The 23,525-nt window shown below is 70.9% G+C and carries 19 protein-coding genes; 10 read left to right on the top strand and 9 right to left on the bottom strand.

Features of this window, described 5'->3' with window-relative positions; all coding sequences use genetic code 11:
• Window positions 1-37: 37 nt before the first annotated feature.
• From ABH920_RS06510 to ABH920_RS06475, 8 genes are all read left to right on the top strand, one after another.
• Window positions 38-769 carry an HdeD family acid-resistance protein gene (locus ABH920_RS06510; RefSeq protein ID WP_370347816.1) on the top strand — a complete coding sequence of 244 codons (732 nt, stop codon included), beginning with the start codon at window positions 38-40 and terminating at the stop codon, window positions 767-769.
• 137 nt (window positions 770-906) lie between these two features.
• A complete protein-coding gene (locus ABH920_RS06505) occupies window positions 907-2,421 on the top strand; it encodes a hypothetical protein (protein ID WP_370347814.1) in 1,515 nt (504 codons plus the stop codon).
• 163 nt (window positions 2,422-2,584) lie between these two features.
• A complete protein-coding gene (locus ABH920_RS06500; RefSeq protein WP_370347812.1) occupies window positions 2,585-3,064 on the top strand; it encodes a DUF2304 domain-containing protein in 480 nt (159 codons plus the stop codon).
• Window positions 3,054-3,755 (top strand): glycosyltransferase family 2 protein, encoded by a 702-nt coding sequence (locus ABH920_RS06495; protein ID WP_370347810.1) that lies wholly within the window; start codon window positions 3,054-3,056, stop codon window positions 3,753-3,755. Before ABH920_RS06500 ends, ABH920_RS06495 begins: the two co-directional genes overlap by 11 nt.
• Before the next feature lie 52 nt (window positions 3,756-3,807).
• A complete protein-coding gene (locus ABH920_RS06490) occupies window positions 3,808-4,740 on the top strand; it encodes a glycosyltransferase family 2 protein (RefSeq protein ID WP_370347808.1) in 933 nt (310 codons plus the stop codon).
• Window positions 4,737-5,705: an NAD-dependent epimerase/dehydratase family protein gene (locus ABH920_RS06485; RefSeq protein WP_370347806.1), complete on the top strand. Its 969-nt coding sequence runs from the start codon at window positions 4,737-4,739 to the stop codon at window positions 5,703-5,705. Before ABH920_RS06490 ends, ABH920_RS06485 begins: the two co-directional genes overlap by 4 nt.
• 2 nt (window positions 5,706-5,707) lie before the next feature.
• Window positions 5,708-7,171, top strand: a complete 1,464-nt coding sequence (locus ABH920_RS06480; protein WP_370347804.1) for an acyltransferase family protein — start codon at window positions 5,708-5,710, stop codon at window positions 7,169-7,171.
• Window positions 7,172-7,182: 11 nt separating this feature from the next.
• Window positions 7,183-8,097 carry a glycosyltransferase gene (locus ABH920_RS06475; RefSeq protein ID WP_370347802.1) on the top strand — a complete coding sequence of 305 codons (915 nt, stop codon included), beginning with the start codon at window positions 7,183-7,185 and terminating at the stop codon, window positions 8,095-8,097.
• A 1,250-nt stretch (window positions 8,098-9,347) separates the two neighbouring features.
• Here ABH920_RS06475 and ABH920_RS06470 read toward each other — a convergent pair.
• Complete coding sequence (locus ABH920_RS06470; RefSeq protein ID WP_370347800.1) at window positions 9,348-10,244, bottom strand: glycosyltransferase family 2 protein; 897 nt, start codon at window positions 10,242-10,244, stop codon at window positions 9,348-9,350.
• A 152-nt stretch (window positions 10,245-10,396) separates the two neighbouring features.
• Between ABH920_RS06470 and ABH920_RS06465 the strand changes: the two genes are divergently transcribed.
• A complete protein-coding gene (locus ABH920_RS06465) occupies window positions 10,397-11,761 on the top strand; it encodes a hypothetical protein (protein WP_370347798.1) in 1,365 nt (454 codons plus the stop codon).
• A 14-nt stretch (window positions 11,762-11,775) separates the two neighbouring features.
• Window positions 11,776-13,215: a hypothetical protein gene (locus tag ABH920_RS06460; RefSeq protein WP_370347796.1), complete on the top strand. Its 1,440-nt coding sequence runs from the start codon at window positions 11,776-11,778 to the stop codon at window positions 13,213-13,215.
• A gap of 169 nt (window positions 13,216-13,384) precedes the next feature.
• Here ABH920_RS06460 and ABH920_RS06455 read toward each other — a convergent pair whose 3' ends face one another.
• The 8 genes from ABH920_RS06455 to ABH920_RS06420 all read right to left on the bottom strand — a co-directional run bounded on the left by ABH920_RS06455 (window position 13,385) and on the right by ABH920_RS06420 (window position 22,442).
• A complete protein-coding gene (locus tag ABH920_RS06455; RefSeq protein ID WP_370347794.1) occupies window positions 13,385-15,127 on the bottom strand; it encodes a DUF2142 domain-containing protein in 1,743 nt (580 codons plus the stop codon).
• A 112-nt stretch (window positions 15,128-15,239) separates the two neighbouring features.
• Complete coding sequence (locus ABH920_RS06450) at window positions 15,240-16,841, bottom strand: DUF2142 domain-containing protein (protein WP_370347791.1); 1,602 nt, start codon at window positions 16,839-16,841, stop codon at window positions 15,240-15,242.
• Window positions 16,842-16,981: 140 nt separating this feature from the next.
• Entirely contained in the window at window positions 16,982-17,944 is a 963-nt protein-coding gene (locus ABH920_RS06445; RefSeq protein WP_370347789.1) for a glycosyltransferase family 2 protein, read from the bottom strand.
• Window positions 17,945-17,958: 14 nt separating this feature from the next.
• Window positions 17,959-18,987 carry a UDP-glucose 4-epimerase GalE gene (gene galE / locus ABH920_RS06440; protein ID WP_370347787.1) on the bottom strand — a complete coding sequence of 343 codons (1,029 nt, stop codon included), beginning with the start codon at window positions 18,985-18,987 and terminating at the stop codon, window positions 17,959-17,961.
• The gene (locus ABH920_RS06435) at window positions 18,984-19,472 is read right to left on the bottom strand and encodes a DUF2304 domain-containing protein (protein WP_370347785.1); all 489 of its coding nucleotides are present in this window, start codon (window positions 19,470-19,472) and stop codon (window positions 18,984-18,986) included. Before ABH920_RS06435 ends, galE begins: the two co-directional genes overlap by 4 nt.
• 4 nt (window positions 19,473-19,476) lie before the next feature.
• Complete coding sequence (locus ABH920_RS06430; RefSeq protein WP_370347783.1) at window positions 19,477-20,160, bottom strand: glycosyltransferase family 2 protein; 684 nt, start codon at window positions 20,158-20,160, stop codon at window positions 19,477-19,479.
• Window positions 20,147-21,502 carry a lipopolysaccharide biosynthesis protein gene (locus ABH920_RS06425; protein ID WP_370347781.1) on the bottom strand — a complete coding sequence of 452 codons (1,356 nt, stop codon included), beginning with the start codon at window positions 21,500-21,502 and terminating at the stop codon, window positions 20,147-20,149. The genes ABH920_RS06430 and ABH920_RS06425 overlap by 14 nt, the downstream gene beginning before the upstream one ends.
• Window positions 21,503-21,689: 187 nt before the next feature.
• The gene (locus ABH920_RS06420) at window positions 21,690-22,442 is read right to left on the bottom strand and encodes a polyprenol monophosphomannose synthase (RefSeq protein ID WP_370348015.1); all 753 of its coding nucleotides are present in this window, start codon (window positions 22,440-22,442) and stop codon (window positions 21,690-21,692) included.
• Between the last annotated feature and the right edge of the window lie 1,083 nt (window positions 22,443-23,525).

Here is a 23,525-nt window from a genome sequence, read left to right as displayed (position 1 = left end):
AGGCATCATCGGTCGGATAGTCGGACATAACGACCCCATGACCGACATGTATGACGGTGACGAGCGCGGACCCGGCAGGGCCGAGGAACTGCGCGACCGCGGCCCCGGCCGCGGCGAGGGGTTCGGCGACCGCGGGTTCGACGGCGCCGGCCGCGCCGAGCGCGCCGAGCGCTTCGACGCCGAGAACCCGCTCCGGATGCTCGGGCAGGCCGCGTGGCAGGCGCTGATGGTGCTGGGCCTGGCGGCGATCGCGATCGGTGTGTGCGCGGTGGTCTGGCCCGGCCGCACGCTGCTGGTCCTCGGCGTGCTGTTCGGGATCTACCTGCTGATCAGCGGGGTCATGGAGATCATCGCGGCGTTCGGCGACCACATCAGCGCCGGCATGCGGGTGCTGAACGTGATCGTCGGGGCGGTGTCGATCCTGCTGGGCCTGTTCTGCTTCCGGAACTCGCTGCACAACTCGGTGCTGCTGCTCAGCCTGTGGATCGGCATCGGCTTCCTGATGTGGGGCATCGCCACCATCGCGACCAGCGCCTCGGCTCCGGCCGGAGTGCTGGGCCGGGGCTGGGGCCTGTTCGCCGGCTTCATGACCATGCTCGGCGGGATCATCATCATCTCCTGGCCCATCGGCTCCATCTTCACCCTGGCGGTGTTCACCGGGATCTGGCTGATCGCCATCGGGCTGGTCGAGGTGGTCCACGCGTTCACGCTGCGGGGCACAGTGCGCAAGGTGACGGGAACCGGATCGGGAAAACACGCGACGGTCTAGGACTTCGCGGCGGTCCGGGACTTCTGTTCACCCACGGTCCAGGACTTTTCGCCGATCCGGCGTAGGCGCCCCACGAACCAGTGGCGGCGCCTACAAACATATATCGTGCCGATTGGCATCGACTACCATCGAATCTCGTGCCCCTTCCCCGCGTCGCTCGCTCCGTGCTGAGCCGCCTGACCACGCCCGGCCCGCTGTTGGCGATCGGGCTCGGTGCGGCCACGGTGGGGGGTTCCCTGTGGATCGCGATAGCGAACCGCTCGCTGGACGCCCATTCGGCGACGACTCTTCTTTCCTTCTATTTCCTGGTCGGCACGATCGGCACCGGTGTCCTCGCGGGCCTGGAACAGGAGATGACCCGGACCGTCGCGCGCACGCACGCGGCGAACCGGCCGGTCGGAGCCGCCGTGCGCGGCCAGCTGCGGCAGGCCGCCGGCCTGGTCGCGGTGACCGGCGTGGTGCTGCTCGCGGCCTCGCCGCTGCTGCTCTCGCGCTGGCTCGGCCACAGCTGGACGCTGGAGCTGGCGCTGGCCGCCGGACTGGCCGCGACCTGGGCCTCGTTCCTGGTGCGCGGGGTGCTCGCGGGCTGCCAGGACTTCCGCTACTACAGCCTGACGCTGATCGTGCAGGGCGTCGCCACGATTGTGCCGAGCGTGATCCTGACCTCGTCCGGGCGCGGGCACCTGCTCGGGTACGCGTTCGTCTTCGCGCTCGCGCCGCTGGTCGCCGCCGTGAGCGGGCTGGCCTCGCCGGCGCTGCGCCGGTCCTGGCGGGCCGTCGGTTCCGTCGGTTCCGTTCGTTCTGTCCGTGCGGCCGGCGCCGTCGGGGCTGCGGCTGCCGGCGACGCCGAGTCGGCCGCGGTGCCCTCCGTTCCGGACGACGCCGAAGAGCCCGGCGGCAGCGCCCGCGAGAAGCTGATCCTGCTCACGCTGGCCACCCTGCTGAGCCAGCTCCTGATCAACGCGGTCCCGCTGATCATCAGCTCCCGACTGGACGCGGGCCACGCCAAGTCCCTCGACTCGGCGATGGGCATGTCCCGGCTGGCGCTGCTGTGCCTCTTCCCGCTCCAGGCGCCGCTGCTGCCGATGCTCGCGGCCGCCGCCGTGCGCGGCGACTTCCGCGAGGTGCGGCGCAAGACCGGCTTCCTGGTCGCGGCTTGCCTCGGCACCGGCGCGGCCGGCGTGGTCGTGGTGGCCGCCGCCGGGCCGTGGCTGCTCCGGCACTATTTCGCGGCCACCGACCCGCTGTCCCACCTTTTCCTGTCCGCCCTGGCGCTGAGCACGGCGTTCCTGATGACCGCGTTCGTCCTGCAGTCCGCGCAGGTCGCGCTGAACCGGCACCGCGTGGTGTTCGCCGCCTGGCTGGCCGGTCTGGCCACGATGGCGCTGGTCTTCGTGCTCCCGCTCTCGCCGCTGGCCGCCGCCGGATGGGCCGGGATCCTGGGCCCGCTCGCGGTGACCGTGATCGCGGCCGCCGATGTGATGTTCGTGACCCGCTCGCTGCCCACGGTGACCGGGCCCGACGCCGAGCCGGCGGCGGCCGTGCCGGCCCCGGTCGAGGCGCCTGTCGAGGCATCAGTCGAGGCGCTGCGGCCGGCCCCCGCGCCGGACGCCGGCCAGGCCGAGCCGGTCGCCGAAGGAGTGCGCGGATGAGCGCTATGCCCTGGCAGGGTGGCCGGCGGCGCGGCGATCCCGGAATGGAACCAGGTAGACTGCCCGGGTTCACCCATCGGGATCAGCCGACTACCGACGCGCCGGGGCGCGGCTCTGCGCGCCATCACTCCGGAAAGCGCCATCACTCCGGGAGTGGATCCGCATGAAGCTGGCCATAATGACCGGTGTCGTGGCGCTCCTGCTGCTGGCACTGATCTTCGAGCTGCTCCGGCGCCGCCAGCTGCGTGAGAAGTACGCGGTGCTGTGGCTGGTCGTCGGACTCGTCACGCTGCCCCTGGGCTTCATCCCCTCCTCCCTGGACAACGTCTCCAGCTGGCTGGGCGTGGCCAGCGGCGCCAGCCTCGTGCTGTTCCTGGCCGTGGTCTTCCTGCTGATCGTGTGCATCCACCTGAGCTGGGAGGCTTCCCGGCTGGAGGACGAGACCCGGTCGCTGGCCGAGGAGGTCGCGCTGATCCGGGCCGACCTGCGCGACATGAAGGACAAGCAGGCCGATCTGGAGGCCGAGCTCGAACAGGCCCGGGCGGCCCGGGCCGGCGGCGCGACCGGCGCGAACGGTGCCAACGGGCACACCGTCGGGATCGTCACCCAACGGGACGGGAAGGCGGTCCTCGGTGAACGCTGACCAACGCGTCCTCATCATCATCCCGGCGTGGAACGAGGCCGCGTCGATAGCCGACGTCATCGCCGAGGTCCGCGACGAACTCCCGGCCTACGACGTGCTGGTGGTCAACGACGGCTCCACCGACGAGACCGAGCGCATGGCCCTGAACGCCGGCGCCCGCGTGGTCTCGCTGCCCTACAACCTCGGCGTCGGCGGCGCCATGCGCCTGGGCTACCGCTACGCCGACGAGAACGACTACGACGTGGCGATCCAGCTCGACGCCGACGGCCAGCACGACCCTCGCTACGTCCCCAAGCTCATCGACGGCCTCGGCGAGGCCCAGCTGGTGCTCGGCGCGCGCTTCGCCGGCGAGGGCGACTACCAGGTGCGCGGACCGCGGCGCTGGGCCATGAACCTGCTGTCCGGGGTCCTGTCCCGGATGGCGAAGACCCGGCTGGACGACACCACCTCCGGCTTCCGCGCCTGCGACCGCGAGATCATCAAGATGTTCGCGCAGTGGTACCCGGTGGAGTACCTCGGCGACACCGTCGAGACCCTGGTCCGGGTCATCCGCCTGGGCCACCCGGTCGGCCAGGTGCCGGTGGCGATGCGGCCGCGCGCCGCCGGGACGCCCAGCAAGTCCCCGATCAAGGCCGCGGTCTACCTCGGGCGGGCCATGATCACCTTGCTGCTGGCGATAAACCGCCGATGACCGAGTCCGCCCGACGCACCCGATCCCGAACCGTGAGGCATCAGAAGTCCCCATGACCACCATCGACATCATGCTCCCGTACTACGGCGACGTGGCCCTGATGCAGACCGCGGTGCGCAGCGTCATCGCGCAGTCCGACCCGGACTGGCGGCTGACGGTCGTCGACGACGGCAAGGAACCGGGCGTCCCGGAGTGGTTCGCGGCGCTCGACGACCCGCGCGTGTCCTACCAGCGCAACGAGCGGAACCTGGGCGCCACCGGCAACTACACGAAGTGCCTGGGCCTGGTCGAGGCCGAGTACATGGTGATGATGGGCACCGACGACGTGATGCTGCCCGGCTACGTCGCGGCGATCCGCCGGATCGTCAAGGAGCACCCCGGGGTCGGCATCATCCAGCCCGGCGTGCAGATCATCGACGGCGCCGGGCAGGTCGTGAACACCATCGCCGACCAGGCCAAGGCCCGCATCTACCTGCCGCGCTTCACCGGCACGACGCTGATGGGCGGCGAGGAGCTGGCGGCGAGCCTGCTGCGCGGCTGCTGGTTCTACTTCCCGTCGCTGTGCTGGCGCTCGGCGGCGATCAAGGGCGCCAGCTTCCGCGACGACCTCGACATCATCCAGGACCTGGCGCTGGTCATCGACCTGATCGAGGCCGGCGAGACGATGGCGCTGTCCGACGAGCTGGTCTTCCAGTACCGGCGGCACGCGGCCAGCTACAGCGCCGCCGAGGCGATGGCCGGCAAGCGCTTCGCCGAGGCGCGGCGCTACTTCGTCGGCGCCTCCGTGCAGATGAACACGCTGGGCTGGCCGAAGGCCGCGAAGGCGGCGCGCCGGTACACGGCCTCGCGGCTGCACGCCGTCACGCTGCTGCCGTCGGCGCTCAAGGCGCGGTCGGTCCCGGGCGTGAAGAACCTGGCCCGGCACGCTTTCCTGCCGGCGCCCAGGCCCGAGCAGACGCGGGTGCGAGCGGAGCAGAAGCGATGACGAAGCCTGAGAAGGTCGCGGTCCTGGGCGGGACCGGGTTCGTCGGCAAGGCGGTGAGCGGCGCCCTGCTGGAGCGCGGCCACGAGGTGGTCGCGATCGCGCGCACGCCGCGGCCGGTCGCCGAGGGCGCGTCGTTCGTCCCGCTGGACCTGGCGGCCGCCGACCGCGACCAGCTCGCCGCGACGCTGGGCGCGCAGGGCGTCGGCGCCGTGGTGAACGCCGCCGGCGGGATGTGGGGTCTGACCGAGGAGCAGATGGTCGACGCCAACGTCACGCTGGTCGCGCACCTGCTGGCGGCGGTCGAGACGCTGCCGACGCGGGTGCGGGTGGTGCAGCTGGGCAGCGTGCACGAGTACGGCCTGGCGCCGCTCGGCACGTCGATGACCGAGGCGTATGTGCCCGAACCCGTGACGGCGTACGGGAAACTCAAGCTGGAGTGCTCGAACCTGGTGCTCGACGCGGCGGCCCGGGGCGGCGCCGACGGCGTGGTGCTGCGGGTCGGGAACGTCGTGGGCGCGGGGCAGCCGGGGCACAGCCTGCTCGGCGTGGTGGCCGCGAAGCTGCTGGAGGCGCGCAGCCACGGACAGGCCGAACTCACCCTGGGCGCGCTGGTCTCGCTGCGCGACTTCCTGTCGCTGACCGACGCGGCCGAGGCGGTGGCGACGGCGGTGACCGCCCCGGGCGCGGTCGGCGAGGTCGTCAACATCGGCACCGGGCACGCGCACAACGCGCGGCAGCTCGTCAACATGCTGATCGACGCCAGCGGCGTGCCGACCACGCTGACCGAGGCCCCGGCGCCGGGGCCGGAGACCGACTGGCAGCAGATGGGGATCGAGAAGGCGGCCGCGCTGCTCGGGTGGACGCCGCGGCGGTCCCTGGCCGACGCGATCGCGGAACTGTGGGCGGCGACGGTCGCCGAATCGGACGGGGCGCTCGCCGAGACGGAAGTGGACACGGGTCGATAGGCGTGGGGGAGCAGACGAGCGCGGTGCCGGGCGCTGCGCGGGGGAGCGACGACGGGGACGGCGGCGACGGCGACGGGCACGGCGCCGAGGCCGCGGTCCCTTACGGCACGCGTCTTCCGTCCTGGACCCGCAAGGGGTACCGCGGGACTCTCTCCGAGGTGTTCTCCGGCCGTGAGAATGGCGTCGGCTTTCTCCGTTTCTCCCTGGCCATGTCGGTCGTCATCACGCACAGCGGGATACTCGGATTCAACCGCGGCGACCTGTTCGGCGGCGTGTTCCGCAACCAGCAGGCGGTCGGCGGCCTGGCGGTCGCAGGGTTCTTCGTGCTGTCCGGGATGCTCATCACGCGCAGTGCGCGCCGTACCGGCTTCCTGCGGTACTGCTGGCATCGTGCCCTGCGCATCTTCCCGGCGCTGTGGGTGTGCCTGATCGTGACCGCGTTCGTGGTGGCGCCTTTGATCGCGCTGCATGAGCGGGGCTCGCTGACCGGGTTCTGGACGGAGAGCGGCGGCGCCGGCGGTCCGTTCGGCTATGTCCACCTCAACATGTGGACCGGTATCCGCCAGGGCGGCATCCACAATCTGCTCGTCAGCACCACGCCGTGGGGCCGGGTGACCAAGACCAGCGTCTTCGACGGGGCCCTGTGGTCCCTGGTCTACGAGATGCTCTGCTATCTGATCGTCGGGGCCTTGCTGGTCAGCGGAGTCCTGCGGAACGCCCGCCGGCTGATGCCGATCATGGCGGCAGTGCTGTACGTCCGCATCGTCATGGACTTCCGCCTGGCCTCCGGCTGGACCGGCGGCGAGGTGGCCCAGTACGACCGGTTCGACGCCAACTGGTTCGGCACCATCGACCTGCACTGGGTCGTGTACCTGGGCTTCCTGTTCTTCGCCGCCGGGTCGCTGGAGCTGTACCGGGACCGCGTACCGATTCATGACGGGCTCGGCTTGGCGTCTCTGGCGCTCAGCCTGGGGTCGCTGTTTGTCGGCGGCTGGTTCGTGATCGGGTATCCGGCCTTCGTGTACCTGATGGTGTGGGCCGCTTGCCGGCTGCCGCGCTGGACGCACTGGGTCGGCCGCAAGAACGACTACTCCTATGGCATCTACATATACGGCCTGGTGGGGCAACAGGTTCTGGCGAGTCTGGGATGGAATCGCTGGGGCTACTGGCCCTATCTGGCCATGGCCATGGCGGCGGCCTGGACCGCGGCATTCCTGTCCTGGCACCTGGTCGAGAAGCACTTCCTCAAGCTGAAGAACTGGACCCCGCAGTATCCGGCCCGCTGGCTGCGGACGCTGCGACGGCGCTATGTGCCGGTGCCGGCTGCCCGCTCCGCATCGGGCAGCGGGACCGGCGGTGGCACCGCCGCCCGGCCCGGCATCGCCGCCCGCCCCGGTGCCGACAACCGCCCCGGTGCGGACAACCCCGGCGCCGTCGGCGCACCGACCCCGACGCCCGTCGCCTGAGAGGACACGTCGTGAGAATCGCCGCCGTCGTGACGGCCTACCACCCGGACGAGCGCCTGCTCGCCGTGGTCGACTCCGTGCAGGAGTCCTGCGCCGAGATCGTGGTCGTGGACAACACGCCCGACGGAGCGCCGTCCACCGCGGACAAGATCGCCGCCGCCGGCACCCTCACGGTCCTGCGCCCCGGCGTGAACCGCGGCCTGGCCCACGCCCTGAACCTCGGCGTCTCCCGCCTGTCCCGCACCACCGAGGCGGTGATCTTCCTGGACCAGGACTCGGTCCTGGCCCCCGACGTGATCCCCCGCCTGGCCGAGCACCTCACGGACCCCACCATCGGCATCGCGACCCCGGCACCCTGGGACGTCGTCCATGGGCGCTTCTACGAGACCTTCTCCGGCCGCCACGAAGACGTGTCAGAACGCGCCATCTCCATCACCTCCGGCATGCTGATCCGCCGCACCCTCCTGGAGCGCGTCGGCGAATTCCGCGAAGACTTCTTCGTCGACTACGCCGACCTGGAGTATTCCCTCCGCGTCCGCCGCACCGGAGCCCGCATCATCCAGGACAAGCGCCTGAAGCTCCCGCACTCCATCGGCGAACGCCGCACCCACGCCTTCCTGGGCATGCACGTAGCCGTCACGCACAAAGCCCCCTGGCGCGACTACTGGCAGCTCCGCAACGGCTTGATCACCATCCGCGAACAAGGCCGCTTCTCCCCGGCCTGGGCCGTCACCGCAGCCCTCTACCTAGGCCGCGCCGCCGTCCAGGCGGTGGCATTCGAAGACGACCGCCGAGCCCACGCCGGCGCTGTACTGCGCGGCGCCCGCGATGCGATGACGCGCAAGTACAGCATGCGGTACCTGCCGCAGGGCGCGGAGCTGACGACCGCACCTACCGCCGACGGCGGGAAGCGGCGGCGGCGGTAGGGGCGGGGCGGCCGGATCGGCTGCCGCGACGCGCGAGAGCAAAAGTGCGCGCAGGGACTCGGGCTCATTCCCCGCGAGGTCACCAGGCTTAGGCGGAGTCGTAGAAATCGGCGCTGCTGGTGTGGTGGGTGCGTCGGGTGCGGTTTGTTGGTGGGTTTTAGGAGCTTTTTACGGCTTCGCAGGGCTTTAAGAAGGATCCGCTGGGTGGCGCAGTTCGGTGGTGCCGCGCTGGTTGCGCTGGCGGCTGGCGGTTGTTCGTGTGCACGACCGCGCGCGGGTTCGAGTCACTGCGCACACGTCAGGTGGGCGGCTGGCGGCCGCGTTTGGTGGGTGCCTGAAAGTCAAAGACAGGGCCTCCGGCGGCGCCTGCGCGGCGAGCGGCACTCGCTCCGGGGAGGGGGGGGGTCGCGCTGTCTGCTGCCGGACACTGCTTGTGGTCGCCTGTGTCCCGGGTTCCCCGTCGCATCGTCGCCTCACGGAAGCAGACCGGTCCGGTGGTATCAAGTCGGACCCCTGCTGCTGTGGTGTGGTTTCGTGCGACTTGACACCACCGGCCCGGTCAGCTTGGCTACGCCCGCCGACGCGACGGGGAACCCGGGACAACCCCGCCTGTGGGAAGGATTCCCTCGTCTTGGGCACGCCACGTCACCACCCGCACGTGCACGCACCCGAGTGGACCCCGTCCACACCACAGTGGGGTTGTCCCGGATCCCTCGTCGCTGTCGGCGGTGCTTGCACAACCAGCCCGGACTGGCGGGGTCAAGCCGGACGAGGCTGGACCACAGCAGCGTGTGATGCGGCTTTACCCCGCCAGGCCGGGATGGTTCCCTTTAGGGCGACGTCAGCGACGAGGGATCCGGGACTTCGCGACCAACACTCGGACCGCCGCCGAGGCGGGGGGTTGGGGATCCCTCAGAGTCTCGAGTGCCCCCGCCGGAGGCGCCTGCTTTTGACTTCAGGTGCCCACCACACGCGGCCGCCAGCCGCCCACCCGACGTGTGCGCAGTGACTCGGACCTGTGCGCGGTCGTGCCCAGCAACACCGCCGGCCGCCAGCGCAACCTGCGGGGCACCACCGAACTGCGTCCCCCAGCGAGGTCACCAAACCTTAGGCGAAGCCGTAAAAGGCCCTTAAAACCCCACCAACAAACCGCACCTGACGCACCCACCGCACCCCAGCCACCCACACCCACACACCAAGCAGGAGCGCCCAAAAATCGCCAGCACCCCCCAGCCCAGCCGCACGCTGGCCTAAATCTCAGCCCCCGGCGGCAAATACCGCCGACTCGTCCGCCCCCGCGCCCCGTCCCGGAACCCGCGCAGCATCGCCATCGCTCGCGGGCCGCGCGGTGCCTCGATCGCGGTCCGCAGTGCGAACCACCACACCAGGTACAGCGCGGTGTTCCGGCTCCAGACCGGGGCGTCCTTGCGGTGCTCCTTGATCAGCACCGTGCCGTTGCGGGCGATCCAGTACAGCCGCCATGTCGGGTGCCGCGACGACGCCACCGAGACGCCGGCGAGCTTGTGCTGGTTTCGTTGGCCGAGGCTGTGGGCCAGTTTGTAGCGCTTGTCGCGGAGGATGCGGTAGCCGGCGGTGCGGACGCGGAGGCAGAAGTCGTTGTCGACGTGGTCGACGAAGAACTCGGCGCGGAATGGTCCTACTTCGGTGAGGACGGTGCGGCGGACCAGCATGCCGGAGGTGATGACCGCCTCGCGTTCGGCGATGTCCGGGCCGTTCGCGGTGCCCGGTTCGTAGTAGCGTCCCTGCTCCTCGTCCCAGGGCGCCGGTGCCGCGATGCCGACGGTCGGGTCGGTCAGGTGCTCGGCGAGGCCGGTGACCAGGTCTTCGGTGAGGACGGAGTCCTGGTCGAGGAACAGCACCAGGTCCGGGGCCTCCGATGACGGGGCCGCGATGCTCTTCAGCTCGTCCAGGCCCGCGTTCAGTGCGCCCGCGAGTCCTCGGTTGCGCCCGTCGCGCAGCACGGTGACGCCGTCGCGATCACGCAGCGTGTCGCTCAGGAACGGCCCGTCACCCGGCGTGTTGTCCACCACGACCACCCGCGAGCAGCTCTTCAGCGCCGCCTCCACGACCGCGGTCAGGCGTTCGTCGGGATGGAACGCGGTGGTGACCGCGGCGATGGTCGGCATCCGCCAATCGTAGACGAGACGTGACACCGTTCAGCAGCCGCTGAGGTAGCCTCGCAGCTTAGTACTACAAGACTTCCGGCACTTGGCGACGCGGCACTCTATGTGTTCCGCACAGGGGGGACCCACACGTGTACGTAGCCGACCGTGTAGCGGTGGCCTCCCCAGCGTCCTCCCTGGCGGCGCTGAAGCAGCGCGCCGCCCTGTGGAAGCCGTGGTGGAAACCCATAGCGGCGGTCCTCGTCCTGGCGGCCATGGTCCTGTTGTCGCTGAAGCGCACGCAGGGGTTCGGGTCGACCGACACCATATGGGCCGAGGACGGCCGCCAGTTCTACGCGGGAACGCTCCAGCACAACTACATCGACCTCCTCTTCACGCCCTACAACGGCTACCTGCACTTCGTCCCCCGCACCCTCATAGAGATCGTCAGGTTCTTCCCCCTGTCCTGGGCCGCCGCCGTCATCGCGACCATGGGCGCCCTGGTGGCGAGCGCCTGCGCGCTGCTCGTCTACCGCGCCAGCAGCCGGCATCTGCCCTCGACCGCGCTGCGCGTCGCCGTGGCGGCCCCGGTGGCGCTGCCGTACGTGGGGCAGCTGGAACTGGCCAACAACTTCGCCTGTCTGCACTTCCTGCTGCTCTACGTGTCGTTCTGGATGGTCATCTGGAACCCGGAGCACAAGCGCAACCAGATCCTCGCCGCGTTCGTGTTGTTCGCCACCATCGGCAGCGACCCGGTGGACGGCGTGTTCCTCCCCCTGGCGCTCCTGCGCTGGTGGACGGTGCGCGGTCGCCGTGGTGCGCTCCCCGTGATCGGCATGGGCACCGGGATGCTGTTCCAGGGGATCGGCATCGTTTTCCGCCACGCTCTGGACAACCGGCCCATGAAGCCGCACTACGACCCCGTCTGGGCGGTCGAGCAGTTCTTCCAGACGGTGGCGGGGCAGGGGCTCTACACGGGCGATGTGAACCAGCGTCTAGGACTCCCGGTAAACGCCCTGGACACGCAATACGTCGCCTGGGCCATCGCCGGCGTCGCACTCCTGCTGGCGCTGCTGCGGATCACGGCGCCGAACTGGCCGCTGGTCCTCACGGCGCTCGTCCACAGCCTTCTGCTGTTCTGCGGACTGGCCATGCAGGGCGGAAGCGCCGCACCCCGCTATGAGCTTCCGGCGATCTGCTTGTTCCTGGTCGCGGTGGCCGGACTTGTCGTACCACGCAGAGACGCGGCTATAGCGCCGCCGCGTATAGCGATGGCGATAGTGATAGCGAGGGCCGTCCCCGCGTTCGCCATTCTCGGACTGGTCGCCCTGTGCATATACGGCGGCTACGGCCGGTCCAGCCACTGGCGAGCGTCCGGGCCTTCCTTCTCTGCGCAGCTCTCCAAGGCTTCCCAGACGTGTAGCAGCGCGGATGCCCATAGCGCGGTCATCACCGTGGCCCCGCTCTTCAGGCCGTGGGCTATGACGGTACCCTGTGACCTTGTGCGACATCGGGATGCGTTTTTCCAGCTGAGTCCGTGATGACCTTTGCGCGTGTGCGCTATAAGTACGCTGCTCACGTAGTGATCGGCATGTGCGTGGTCGCCTTCGGCGTACTGCTGTATTCAGTACGCGGACTGGACTTCTTCTACGATGAGTGGGATTTCGTCGACAAGGCCGAAGGCTGGCGCTTCAGCGACTATTTCGTCCCGCACCAGGAGCACTGGTCGACGGTGCCCATGGTGATCTACCGGGTGCTGCTCGGACTGAATGGGATGCACAGTTATCTGCCGTTCAGCGCGACCCTGCTGGTGCTGCACTGCGCGAACGCCTTCCTGCTGTTCTCGATCATCCGGCGGCGCAGCGGCGACGCCCTGGGCATCGCGGCGGCGGCGATCCTGCTGGTGCTGGGGCGCGGCTCGGACGACTTCATCTGGGCGTTCCAGATCGGCTTCTCGTGCTCGGTCTTCTTCGGGCTGATCGCGGTGCTGCTGCTGGACGCCGAGCGCCCCACGCGGCGCGCCCTCGCGGGCGGCTCGGCGGCGTTGGTGCTGTCGCTGGCGTCCTCCGGCGAGGGGTTGTTCTTCACCGGGGCGGCGGCCGTGCTGCTGGTCGTGCGCGCCGGCACCGGCACTAGCACCAGCGCCGACAGCGGCAGCGGCAGCGAGGAAGACACAGAAGCGCCGTGGTGGCGCCCTGCACGCTTCCGCACAGCCGCGGCAGCCCTCGCCGCGCCGGTGGTCGCATACGGCATCTGGTACCCGCTGTACGGCGCCCGCCACGCCGACATCGCCCGCTCGCCGCTGTCGCTGAAAGCCGCCTCCGGGCTGCTGTCGTTCGTGCCGACCGGCCTCGGCTCCGGCATGGCGGGACTGGTCGGGGCCGACTGGCGGCAGTGGTGGCTCGGGTTCGCGGTGTTCGTGCTCTTGTTCGCCGTGGCCTGCCGGCGCGGCCGCCCCGCGGCGCTGGCGATCGCGCTCGGGGTCGGCGCGATCGCGCAGTACAGCATGACCGGCCTGGTGCGCGCGCAGTTCGGCACGCAGCTCGCGGGCACCTCGCGGTACGTCTACATCGCGGCGGTGTTCCTGCTGCCGATCGTGGCCGAGGCGCTGCACGACGTGCCGTGGCAGGCGCGGTGGCGGGCGGTCGCGGCCGGGGTCGCGGTGGTCGCGTGCGGCGCCGGGATGCTGTCGCTGAGCACCGCGATCGACCGCCGCGACCGGCAGTTCGTCCGCCAGAAGGCGATGCTGCAGACGGTCTGGTACGACCGGGACGACCCCCGGCTGGACCCGAACGCCGTCATCGACCCCGCCGACGCGCCGACGCTGACCGTCGGCCTGTACATCCGCACCCGCGCGGAGCTCGGCAGCCCGCTGCCCGATCTGGACGCGAAGGGTCTGGCGGCGCTGAACGCGGACGCGGTGGCGGAGGCTCGGAGGAACGTGCTGCTGGGCGGGGGACAGGCGCAGAGCGGGACTGAGGCGCTGGCGCGCTAGTTCGGCGCCCGGGGCCCCGCAACCCGGTCCGAACCCGCCAGAGACCCCTCAGAGCTCCGGCCGAGCGCTGTCAGAGTTCGGCCAGGAAGCCCAGGAAAGCCGGGAAGCCCGGGAAGCCCGGGAAGTCAGGAAGCCAGCCGGACCGAGCCAGAGCTCGGACAAGCTCAGCTCAGGAAGCCGACGCGACCGCGGTGTCCCGGTCCCCGGTGTCGCTGTCCGGGGCTGTGGCTGCGGCTGGGGTGGAGCCGTTGAGGTGCTGCGTCGCACCGTTGGCCGTGCCGTTCGCCGTCCCGGCAGCCGCCCCGGCCAGCGCCGGCACCTCCACCGCGGAGTCCGCGTCGGCCGACATGCCGTCGCCGTCCGCGGCCCCGACCGGCGCCGGCGACGTCTCCCGACCCGCGGCGAGCACCACCAAGCCGGCCAAACCCGCCCCGACCAGGTACAGCAGCACCACGCCCAGCACGCTCCCCGGCGGCGACCACGAGGGATGCAGCGTCAGCCACGGCCCGCGCGTGCCGACCGCGTAGCGCCGCAGCGTGGTGGCGAACATCAGGAACCCGAGCACCAGCGTCGAGACCGTCACCGGCATCGGCAGCCGGTTCACCACGCGGTCCAGCCACCCCCACCGCGGTTCGCGTTTCGCCAGGATCGCGGCGGCCAGCAGCGGCAGCCCGGCGGCCACGGCGAGCAGGTACCGGCCCTGCCAGATGTAGCCGAGGGTCTGTGCCTGCCGGCCCTGCGCCACGACCGGGATCGCCACCACCGAGACGGCGAGCAGCACCAGCGCCGTGACCTCGCGCGGGCCGCCGACCAGGCAGGCGCCGATCAGCAGCGCCAGGACCGGGATGTACCACAGCGATGCGAGGTGGTACGGCGGCTGGACGTCCAGCCAGCCGAAGTAGCCGATCATCTGCCGCAGGTAGGCGGTGGTATCGGCGAAGGTCTGGCGGGCCGCCACGGAGAAGGTCAGGTTCGGGTGGTTGGCCGCGGTGCTGCCCAGGACGCTGAACCGCGCGGTCCAGGCGATCGAGCCCAGGCCCACCACGCCGACGATCGCGGTCCACAGCCACACCGTGCGCCGCCGCAGCGTGTCGCGCAGCGTGCCGCGCTGTCCGGCCAGGGCCGCGCAGACGATGATCACCAGGGCCCAGGCCGGGCCCAGCTGCCGCACCGACACCAGCGCCAGCGCGGCCACGCCGACCCGGGTGAGCAGCCGGGGGACCAGCTCCGGGCGGGGGTCCGTCAGCAGGCTGAGGACCGCCATCCACAGCAGGATGGCCGAGGTGGCCTCCAGCGAGTTCGGGTTCACCGCGCCGTTGAGGAACAGCACCATCGGGGTCGCGGCGGCCAGCACCGCGGTCATCAGGTAGCGCCGCCGGCGGCTCCACTGGAAGGCCGTGACCACCGCGCTGGCCAGCATCGCCGAGCTCAGCGCGGCCGAGACCAGGCGCATGCCGTACATGCCCACCGGGCCGCCGGACAGCAGGCTCGGCCAGCCCACCGCGAGGTAGTACAGGGGGTTGTTGGACCCGGCGGTGGTGCCGGCCAGCGCCGTGCCCGACTGTGCGGTCAGGACCTGCGCGCAGGAGGCCGGCACGTGCGGGTCGGCGTAGTAGCACTCGTGCAGGTTGGTCAGGAACGAGTACGCGGTCGGCAGCCGGTAGCCGGTCATCGGGAGCTCGGTCGTGCCCCCGTGGCCGTGCTGGGTGACGGTGATCGGCGTGCCGTGGAACTGGCCGCGGACCGTGGCCGCGGCCTTCACCATGTGCCAGGGCTCGTCCGGGACCGAGGTCAGCGGGGAGGCCAGGGCCCAGGCCGCGGCGAGGGCGAAGAACGCCAGGAAGGCGGTGAGCCAGACGCGACGCGCGGTCCAGGTGCCGGGCGCGATGCCCGCGGCCAGCCGATACCGCATCGGTCTTACTCCTTCATCCGTGTTCCGCCCCGCAACGAAACCGGCCGCTCCCCCGCTGGCCATGGGCGTGGCGTCCATGCTACCGACCCGTCCACGGATCGGACCTCTGAGCTTAGGAAATCCTTATATACCGTTCACGGATTGTGACCGTTTCGATGTCCGATATCGGTCTGGAGCGCGCCGCCCGGAGGACGAGGGTGAGCAACGCCACCACGCCGGCGATCCCGAGCAGTACCGCCGGGACCCCGGAGCCTGGCGGCGTCCACGCCCCGGAGAACGGGTTCACCGACGAGGTCTGGTCGAACAGGAACACCAGGTTCGGGTGCAGGCTGTGGAAGCCGTGCTGGAACCGGACCATGGTGATCCACAGCGCCACGGCCTGGGTCGGGATCAGGATCCACGCGGCCCAGCGCATCAGCGCCGCCTGCCGGCCGACGGCCACCAGACCCCGGTCGGCCAGCACGAACCCGGCCAGGATCGGCGCCCCGACCAGCATCGGCAGCGCGTAGCGGCCCTGCGAGAACCACCAGCCGGTGGCCGCGGCCTGCAGGTCCGCGGCGATCAGGAACAGGTAGGCGCCGGCCACGATCGCGGTCAGCTGGAGCAGCACCCGCACGCCGGCCCGCCGCGCGGCCGTGACCAGCAGTGCGCCGACCGCCGCGAACCAGGCCAGGACCAGCGGCAGCGGGATCGCGACGTCTCCGAAGGAGGTCAGCCCGACCAGGCCGTTGGTGTACATCGGGACCCGGTGTGTCAGTTCCTTCACCAGCAGCTTGACGCCGTGCGGGACCCCCGAGCTGGCCTGTCCGGAGCCGGGCAGGCCGCGCTGGGTGGACAGCAGTATCCAGCCCGCGCCGACGACGACCGCGGCCACCACGACGGCCGACCACAGCAGCACCGAGCGCCGCCGGGCCAGCTCGCGCAGCCGGTCCCGGGAGGCCCCGAACGCGACCACCACCAGGGCGCCCAGCAGCCAGCCGATGCCCAGTTCCCGCAGCACCGCCAGGGTGCCGGCGGAGACGCCGAACAGCGCGAGCGTCCACCTGGAGTCATCGCGGGCCAGGAAGATCGCGATCAGCGAGGTCCACACCGCGACCGCGGCGGCGATCTCCGGACCGGCCGGGTTCACCGCCCCGGTGAGGTTCACCGCGACCGGCGTCACCGCCAGCAGCACCCCGCCGAGCACCAGCGGTCCGCGACCGCGGGCCAGCCGAGCCGCGGCCGCCACCGCGCCGCCGAGCAGCGCGCTGGTCAGCAGGCAGGTCAGCAGCCGGGCGGCGATGACCCCCTGGTAGTTCGGGAAGAGCTTGATCGGCCAGCCGGTGACCGCGTAGTAGATGGGGTTGTAGTTCGCCGCGCCGCTGGTGGTGACCACCATGCGGTGCTCGTCGCCGGGCGCGGGAGCGGACACGCAGGCCGCGGTGACGTTGAGCTTCCAGCGCATGCACGCCTGCGGGTCCTGATCCGCGATGCCGTTCGGCACCAGGCTCTTGGGCACCGTGATCTGCGCGTCGACCCGCGCGGCGACCTGTCCGTCGAGCACGCCGTAGGCGCGCACGACGTGACGGAACTCATCCGCGGATCCGTCGTACGGCATCGCCAGGGACCACGCGGCCCCCAGTAGGAAGAAGCCGACGAACGCCAGCAGGAAAGCCTTCGCCCCGGTCGTACGCGGTTTCAGGCGCAGGACGGCGCGGGACGGGGCGGACGGCATCCCGCCAGTTTAGGGCCGTTCATCGTACGGATCGACCGCTTGTGCGTGGTGATGCCGGAGTGGTCACCATACCGCCGGGCGCATCGTTGCCAAACCGTTACGCTGCGCTGATCGTCGCCGAGGCGGCGATCAGCGCCCGCTCAGCCCTTGTCCGCGTTCCTGGCGGCGTCCTTGGCAGCGGTGTCCTTGGCGGGCAGCAGCGCGAAGCCCGCCAGCCGCCGCAGGCTCGCCACGTCCCCGCGCTTGGCCGCCGAGGGCACCAGCGTGGCGGCGTGCAGCCGCGAGGCCAGGTGCCGCCGCCCGGCGCGGGCCGCGCGGTGCCAGCCCAGCTCCTCCATCCGGCCCGCCTCGGCCAGGAAGAAGCGGCGCTCCTCGCGGAACCGCTTGCCGTCCACGGCCTGTGCCGAGGACTCGCTGGCCAGGTGCCGCCGGTACCGGAAGCACACGTGGTCGGAGACCGCGAGCTTCTCGCCGGCCTTGACCAGGCTCAGCGTCACGTTCAGGTCCTGCACGATGGTGAACGCCGGGTCGAAGCCGACCTTCTTGATCGCCTCGGTGCGCCAGCAGATCGACGGGAAGTACATCCAGTTGGCGCGCAGGAGCGAGGCCGCGAGGTCCTCGCCGCCCATGATCTGCACGCCGCCGACCTTGGGCGCGAACACGCTGCGCTTCATCCGGTCGGCCAGCGGGTCCACGACCGCGCCGTGCTCGTCGATCACCTCGACGCCGGGCTGCACCATGGCCACCTCGGGGTGCGCCTCGTACAGCGCGAGCACGGTGGCGACGTAGTCCGGCCGCATCTCGTCGTCGCAGCCGATCATCGTCACCAGGTCGGCGTCGGCGGCGTCCAGGCACTTCTGGAAGTTCACGGTGATGCCGAGGTTGTGCTCGTTGCGCTCGTAGCGCACCCGCGGGTCCCGGGCCCCGAGTTCGGCGAACCACTCCGGGACGCCGGGCTCCTTGCCGTCGTCCACCACGGTCAGCCGCCAGCGCGCGTCGGTCTGCGCCAGCACGCTGCGCACCGCCCCCTGCATCATCGGCACGTCGCCGTAGTACGGCATGACGATGTCGAGCAGGGGCGGCGGGCCGTCGTACTCGGTCATGGATTCCTCACTGCTCACGAACGGTCGGTCCCCGCCTTCGGCGAGCTCGACGACCCCGGCGTGCCGGACGGGCCCGACGCGCGGCGCGCCTGCCAGGCGGCCCAGGCCGAGTCCACCATGGCGGCCAGGTCGTGCTCGGCGTGCCAGCCCAGCTCCGCGCCGATCCGGTCGGCGGCGGCCACCACGCTCGGGGCGTCGCCGGCCCGGCGGTCGGCGGCCTCGGGGGTGGTGTCCAGGCCGGTGGCCGCGGCCACCGCGGTCAGGACTTCGAGCACTGAGACGCCGGCGCCGCGGCCGACGTTCAGCGTCAGCGCCGCCCGCGGGTCGCCGGCCAGCCGCCGGGCCGCCGCGGCGTGCGCGGTGGCCAGGTCGGCGACGTGGATGTAGTCCCGGACGCAGGTGCCGTCCGGGGTCGGGTAGTCGGTGCCGAAGACCAGCGGCGGGCGGCCGGCGTCCAGGCGGGCGAACACCATCGGGATCAGGTTGAACGCGCCCTGGTCGCCCAGCGCGGGCTCGGCGGCGCCGGCCACGTTGAAGTAGCGCAGGTTCGCGAAGGCCAGCCCGCGCGCCTTCGCCTGGGCCCGCACCATCCACTCGCCGACCAGCTTGGTCTGGCCGTAGGGGCTCAGCGGCCGGCAGTCGGCGTCCTCGCGGACCAGCCCCTCCTGCTCCGGCATGCCGTAGACGGCGGCCGAGGAGGAGAAGACCAGGCGCCGCACGTCGGCAGCGGCCATCGCGTCCAGCAGGGACCTGACACCCTCGACGTTCTCGCGGTAGTAGAACGTGGGCTCGGCCACCGACTCGTCGACGCGCTTCTTGCCGGCCATGTGCACCACGCCGGCGACGTCGTGCTCGCGCAGGACCGCGGTGAGCAGGTCGCCGTCCAGCACGCTGCCGGCGATCAGCGGCACGTCGTCCGGGACCCGCTCCTTGGCGCCGGTCGACAGGTCGTCGAACACCACCACCGGCAGGCCCTCGGCACGCAGCGCGCGCACCACGTGCGCGCCGATGTAGCCGGCGCCGCCGGTGACGAGCCAGGTCACGACTGCCGCCCGGAACCGGCCGGAACCGGCTGCGCGGCCTCGGTGCCGGCCTCGGGGGCCGCGGAGACCGTGGAGGTCTCGGAGGTCTCGGAGGTCTCGGAGGTCTCGGAGACGGCCTCGGAGGCCGCGAGGGCGTCCGACTCCCGGCGCGGCGCGGGCACCACGGCGTTGCTCAGCGCCACCGAGCGCGCCAGGTCGGTGAACCGGCGCTCCAGGGTGCGGAAGCGCAGGAAGGTGTTGGCGGCGAAGAACGCCACGACCACCACGAGCAGGTACAGGACCAGGTCCGCGCCACGGCCGACGCCGAGCTTGTGCGCGATCCAGTTGACATCCTGCGGCCGCAGGATCGCGTAGATCCCGCCGAAGATGAACAGCACGAACCCTATGCGCTTGACCGCCTGGGTCCGCACGGTGTGGGCACGCTGCGTGAACAGGGCGAACAGCGCGAGCGCCATGATCACGAGGACGATTTGGATGGCGAGCATGGTCTCAGGCCCCTCGCTGCCGCACGGACAGGTCGAACAGGATGTTGACGCCGTTGATCAGCGACTGTCCCTTGGACTTGGAGTAGTCCGTGTAGACGACGATCACCGGAACCTCCTTGACCCGCAAGCCGGAGGCCGCCAGGAAGGCGACGATCTCCGAGGCGTGGGCCATGCCGTTCATGGTGATGCGCAGCTGGGCGGCGGCCTTGCGGTTCAGCACGCGCAGGCCGTTGTGCGCGTCGGTCAGCTGCAGCTTGCGGGAGGTGCGGCTGAGGGTGACCACGGTGCGCAGCACCACGCGCTTGATCATCGGGACTTCTTCGGTGCCGGTCAGGAACCGGGAGCCGAGCACCACGTCGGCCTCGCCGGACTTGGCGACCCGCACCATCGTCAGCGCGTCCTCGACCCGGTGCTGGCCGTCGGCGTCGAAGGTCACCACGTACTCCGCACCCTGGCTGAGCGCGTAGCGGATACCGGTCTGCAGCGCCGCGCCCTGGCCCAGGTTCACCGGGTGCCGCACCAGGTGCGCTCCGGCGGCCAGGGCCTGTTCGGCGGATTCGTCGCGACTCCCGTCGTCGACGCAGACTATGTTCGGGAACGTCTTCCGGGTCTCCTCGACCACGCCGCCTATGACGGTGCCCTCGTTATAGACCGGGATGACGATCCAAGCGTCGTCAAGACTTTCCATGTTCCCACCCACTCGCGCCAGTATGGGCGGCCAGCATACCGTGCGCCTGGCCCTCCGCCTCGGTAGAGACCGCCAGGTCGGCGCGCACAGGCCGCCTGCTTCGCAGAATCAGCGCCATGGCGCCGGCGGTGACGATCGAGCCCACCGCGTAGGCCAGCTCCACCCGGGTGGTGACCCCGCCGGGACCGAAGGTGACGGCGGCCAGCGCCGCCGTGCCGATGATCCAGGCGTACAACTGCTCGCGGTGCCGGTTCTCGGCGGTCAGCGCCTGTCCGAGCACCATGGCCTGCATGTAGAACAGCGAGCCGACGGACAGCCAGGCGAAGTCGGTCACGCCGATCTCGTTGGCCATGCCGAACAGCGTGCGCACCGACCAGGGGCCGATCACCACGCAGCCCAGCGCGCTGCCCAGCCCCAGCACCACAACGATGCCGGTGCTGCGGCGCACCAGCGCCCTGAACCCGGCGGTGTCGCCGGCCGCGTGCGCGGTGGCCAGGCCCGGCAGCAGCGCGGACTGCAGCGCGCCGAAGACGAACAGCGGCACCCGGGCCAGCACCAGCGCCGCCAGCAGCGCGCTGACCAGCGTGACCTGGGCCGGGGCCAGCAGCTTGACGTTGATCACCGCGATGTTCAGGACCACCTGGGACAGCAGCATCGAGCCGATCAGCAGGCCCATGCCCTTGGTGATGGCCGACCAGGGCAGGTTGCCGCCAGGTGTCAGGGCCCTGCGGACCCGCGGGGTCATCGCGGCCAGCGCGGTCAGCGGCGCGATGGTGAGGATCAGGCTGAACCAGATCGCCGACTTCACCCCGGCGGCGGCGAAGACCGCGGCCAGCACGATGCGCAGCGCGCCGTCCATCCACATCAGCCGGCCGTAGTCGGCGAACTGCCCGTGCCCGGCCAGCACGCCGCGCCACACCGCGGTGACCACCAGCCCGGCGAACGCACCGGCCAGCGCGGCCACCATGCCGTAGCTGCCGTTGAACAGCTTGTGCGCCAGCAGCGGGGACAGCACCATCAGCAGCAGGCAGACCACGCCGAGCAGGCCCGCGCCGAGCACCGCGCCGCGCTTGAGGACCGCGGTGGTGCCCCGGCCGTGTTCGACCTCTGAGGCGATGATGCGGCCCATCTCCTGCTCGATCGGCATCGAGATGCTGTAACCGACGGAGAAGGCCAGCGTCCACAGCACGGAGACCGCGGACTTGGCGTTCGGGGACAGGACGTGTCCGGCGAGCGCCAGGTGGATGTAGGAGGCCAGGCCCAGCACCGCGGTCCCGAGGCCGAGGCGGAGCACCCCTGGCGGGACCATGGCGGCCAGTCGTGCGCCGATACCGGAGGACATGCACTCGCTCCATTACTTCGCACCCCCGGGGGGAGGGTGGTCGGGTCGGACGGGCCGGGACGGCGTGACACCTGAGCGTCGGCTCTGACGGCGTCCGCCACAGAGACTAACCGACTCCGACGGGTGTTCGGTTCGTATCGTGCGGACCGGAGCCGGAGCCGACGGCCGTCGGCTCCGGCTCCGGGGGTCACTTCTTGCCGACCAGGCGCCCCAGCCGGTAGGAGGTGCCCCAGAAAGCGGTGCGCCACAAGGCCTCGGCGACTATGGCACTGCTCATCTTCGAGGCGCCGAGTTCGCGTTCGACGAAGGTGATCGGGACCTCGACGACCTTCAGCCCGGCCCGCACGGTGCGCCAGGCCAGGTCCACCTGGAACGTGTACCCGGCGCTGACGACGGTGTCCAGATCGATCTTCTCCAGCGTCTCGCGGCGGAAGAGCCGGTAGCCGCCGGTGGCGTCGGCCAGCTTCATGCCGGTGACCAGACGGACCCAGGCGTTGCCGCCCTTCGACAGGATCTCGCGGCGTACCGGCCAGCCCACGGTCTTGCCGCCGGGGACGTAGCGCGATCCCAGGACCAGGTCGGCGTTCTGCTCGACCAGCGCGGCCAGCAGTGCCGGGAAGTCCTCGGGGCGGTGCGAGCCGTCGGCGTCCATCTCGCAGATGACGTCGTACTCGTGCTCGATGCCCCAGGCGAACCCGGCCAGGTAGGCCTTGCCCAGGCCCTCCTTGCCGGCCCGGTGCAGGACCTTGACCCGCTCGTCCTTCTCGGCCAGCCCGTCGGCGAGTTTGCCGGTGCCGTCGGGGGAGTTGTCGTCGGCCACCAGTACGTGCACGTCGGTGTTCGCCGCGTGCACCCGCGTGACGATCTTCTCGAGGTTCTCGGCCTCGTTGTAAGTAGGGATGATCACCAGGACGCTCAGGTCCTTGGCGGCGTTCTCCACGTCGGATTCGGTCTTTCTGCTCTGGTCGGGGACGGCTGCCGCGACGGCCGCACCGGCCGGCACCGGACGCAGCCGGGCCGTCGCGACGGCGGTGACCACGGCGAGCACGGAGGCGAAGATCGCGAGGTTCATGTGCTTCGAGGTGTCGATGCCGTCGCCGTAGGCGGCGACACCGAATTGCAGCAGGCCCACGGAGAACAGGAACAGCGTCATCCAAGCGAAGGTCTTGCGCTCCCCGGAGGCGCGGTTCCGGCGCCGGGTCAGGAGCCGGACGGCCACCGCGGCCGGCAGCAGCCACAGCAGCAGCAGCGGGATCAGCCCGGCGTGGCTGAACAGCCGCAGGGTGCTGGTGACCGGCGTCCAGCGCTTGTCCACCGCGTTCGCGCTGTGATTGGTGTCGTAGTTACCCAGCGGGATGGCCTGCTTGGAGTGCTTTATCCAGCAGCTGCCGGTGTAGGTCGGCCGCGTGTAGAAGAACGAGTTCGCGGCGTCGTTGGCGACCCGGACCGCGCGGTCGGGGTGCAGCAGCAGGAACTTGACCCAGTTGCCGGTGTTCAGCGCCTTGTCCAGACCGGGGTCCGCGGCCTTGGCCCGGGCCACGTACTTGTCGCCGCCGGCGCTGGGCGAGAAGACGCCGGTGTCCTGCACGCTGAGCTGGTACGGCGGGCACCACGCGGTGTGCCCGACCTGGGTGCTGTAGTAGTCCGGGATACCCAGGGCCTTCATGTCGGCCTTCGGGTTCGGGCTCACGTACAGCAGCTCGTTGAAGACGAAGTCGGCCTTGGTTTGCAAGGTGAAATGGGGGTCCTGCTTGGGCGTGAGCGCCACCGAGGACCCGGCCAGCACCAGGGCCAGCCCGACCGGGATCACCCGCGACCCGATCCGGCCGGTGAGCCGCCGTACCGGCAGCGGGAACGCCACCAGCAGCACCACCATCGGCACCACCAGGACGATCATCTGGGCCTTGGAGGTGATCAGGAACATCCCGGCGCCCAGGGCCAGGATCGCCCCGGCCCATCGGGCCCGGCCGCCGCGGAACAGCAGCACCAGGGCCGGCAGCACGAACAGCAACCCGATGACCGC

This window comes from Catenulispora sp. EB89 (genome assembly GCF_041261445.1).
Classification (GTDB): domain Bacteria; phylum Actinomycetota; class Actinomycetes; order Streptomycetales; family Catenulisporaceae; genus Catenulispora.
The sequence above is the reverse complement of the archived record's forward strand: the minus strand, read 5'-3'. Positions and strand labels throughout refer to the sequence as shown.

What these genes read in the sequence shown, in the direction of transcription:
- ABH920_RS06455 (WP_370347794.1), bottom strand. Translation starts at nt 15,127, where the DNA reads ATGCGGTATCGGCTGGCCGCGGGCATCGCGCCCGGCACCTGGACCGCG.
- ABH920_RS06425 (WP_370347781.1), bottom strand. Translation starts at nt 21,502, where the DNA reads ATGTCCTCCGGTATCGGCGCACGACTGGCCGCCATGGTCCCGCCAGGG.
- ABH920_RS06450 (WP_370347791.1), bottom strand. Translation starts at nt 16,841, where the DNA reads ATGCCGTCCGCCCCGTCCCGCGCCGTCCTGCGCCTGAAACCGCGTACG.
- ABH920_RS06510 (WP_370347816.1), top strand. Translation starts at nt 38, where the DNA reads ATGACCGACATGTATGACGGTGACGAGCGCGGACCCGGCAGGGCCGAG.
- ABH920_RS06490 (WP_370347808.1), top strand. Translation starts at nt 3,808, where the DNA reads ATGACCACCATCGACATCATGCTCCCGTACTACGGCGACGTGGCCCTG.
- ABH920_RS06470 (WP_370347800.1), bottom strand. Translation starts at nt 10,244, where the DNA reads ATGCCGACCATCGCCGCGGTCACCACCGCGTTCCATCCCGACGAACGC.
- ABH920_RS06500 (WP_370347812.1), top strand. Translation starts at nt 2,585, where the DNA reads ATGAAGCTGGCCATAATGACCGGTGTCGTGGCGCTCCTGCTGCTGGCA.
- ABH920_RS06445 (WP_370347789.1), bottom strand. Translation starts at nt 17,944, where the DNA reads ATGACCGAGTACGACGGCCCGCCGCCCCTGCTCGACATCGTCATGCCG.
- ABH920_RS06430 (WP_370347783.1), bottom strand. Translation starts at nt 20,160, where the DNA reads ATGGAAAGTCTTGACGACGCTTGGATCGTCATCCCGGTCTATAACGAG.
- ABH920_RS06485 (WP_370347806.1), top strand. Translation starts at nt 4,737, where the DNA reads ATGACGAAGCCTGAGAAGGTCGCGGTCCTGGGCGGGACCGGGTTCGTC.
- ABH920_RS06435 (WP_370347785.1), bottom strand. Translation starts at nt 19,472, where the DNA reads ATGCTCGCCATCCAAATCGTCCTCGTGATCATGGCGCTCGCGCTGTTC.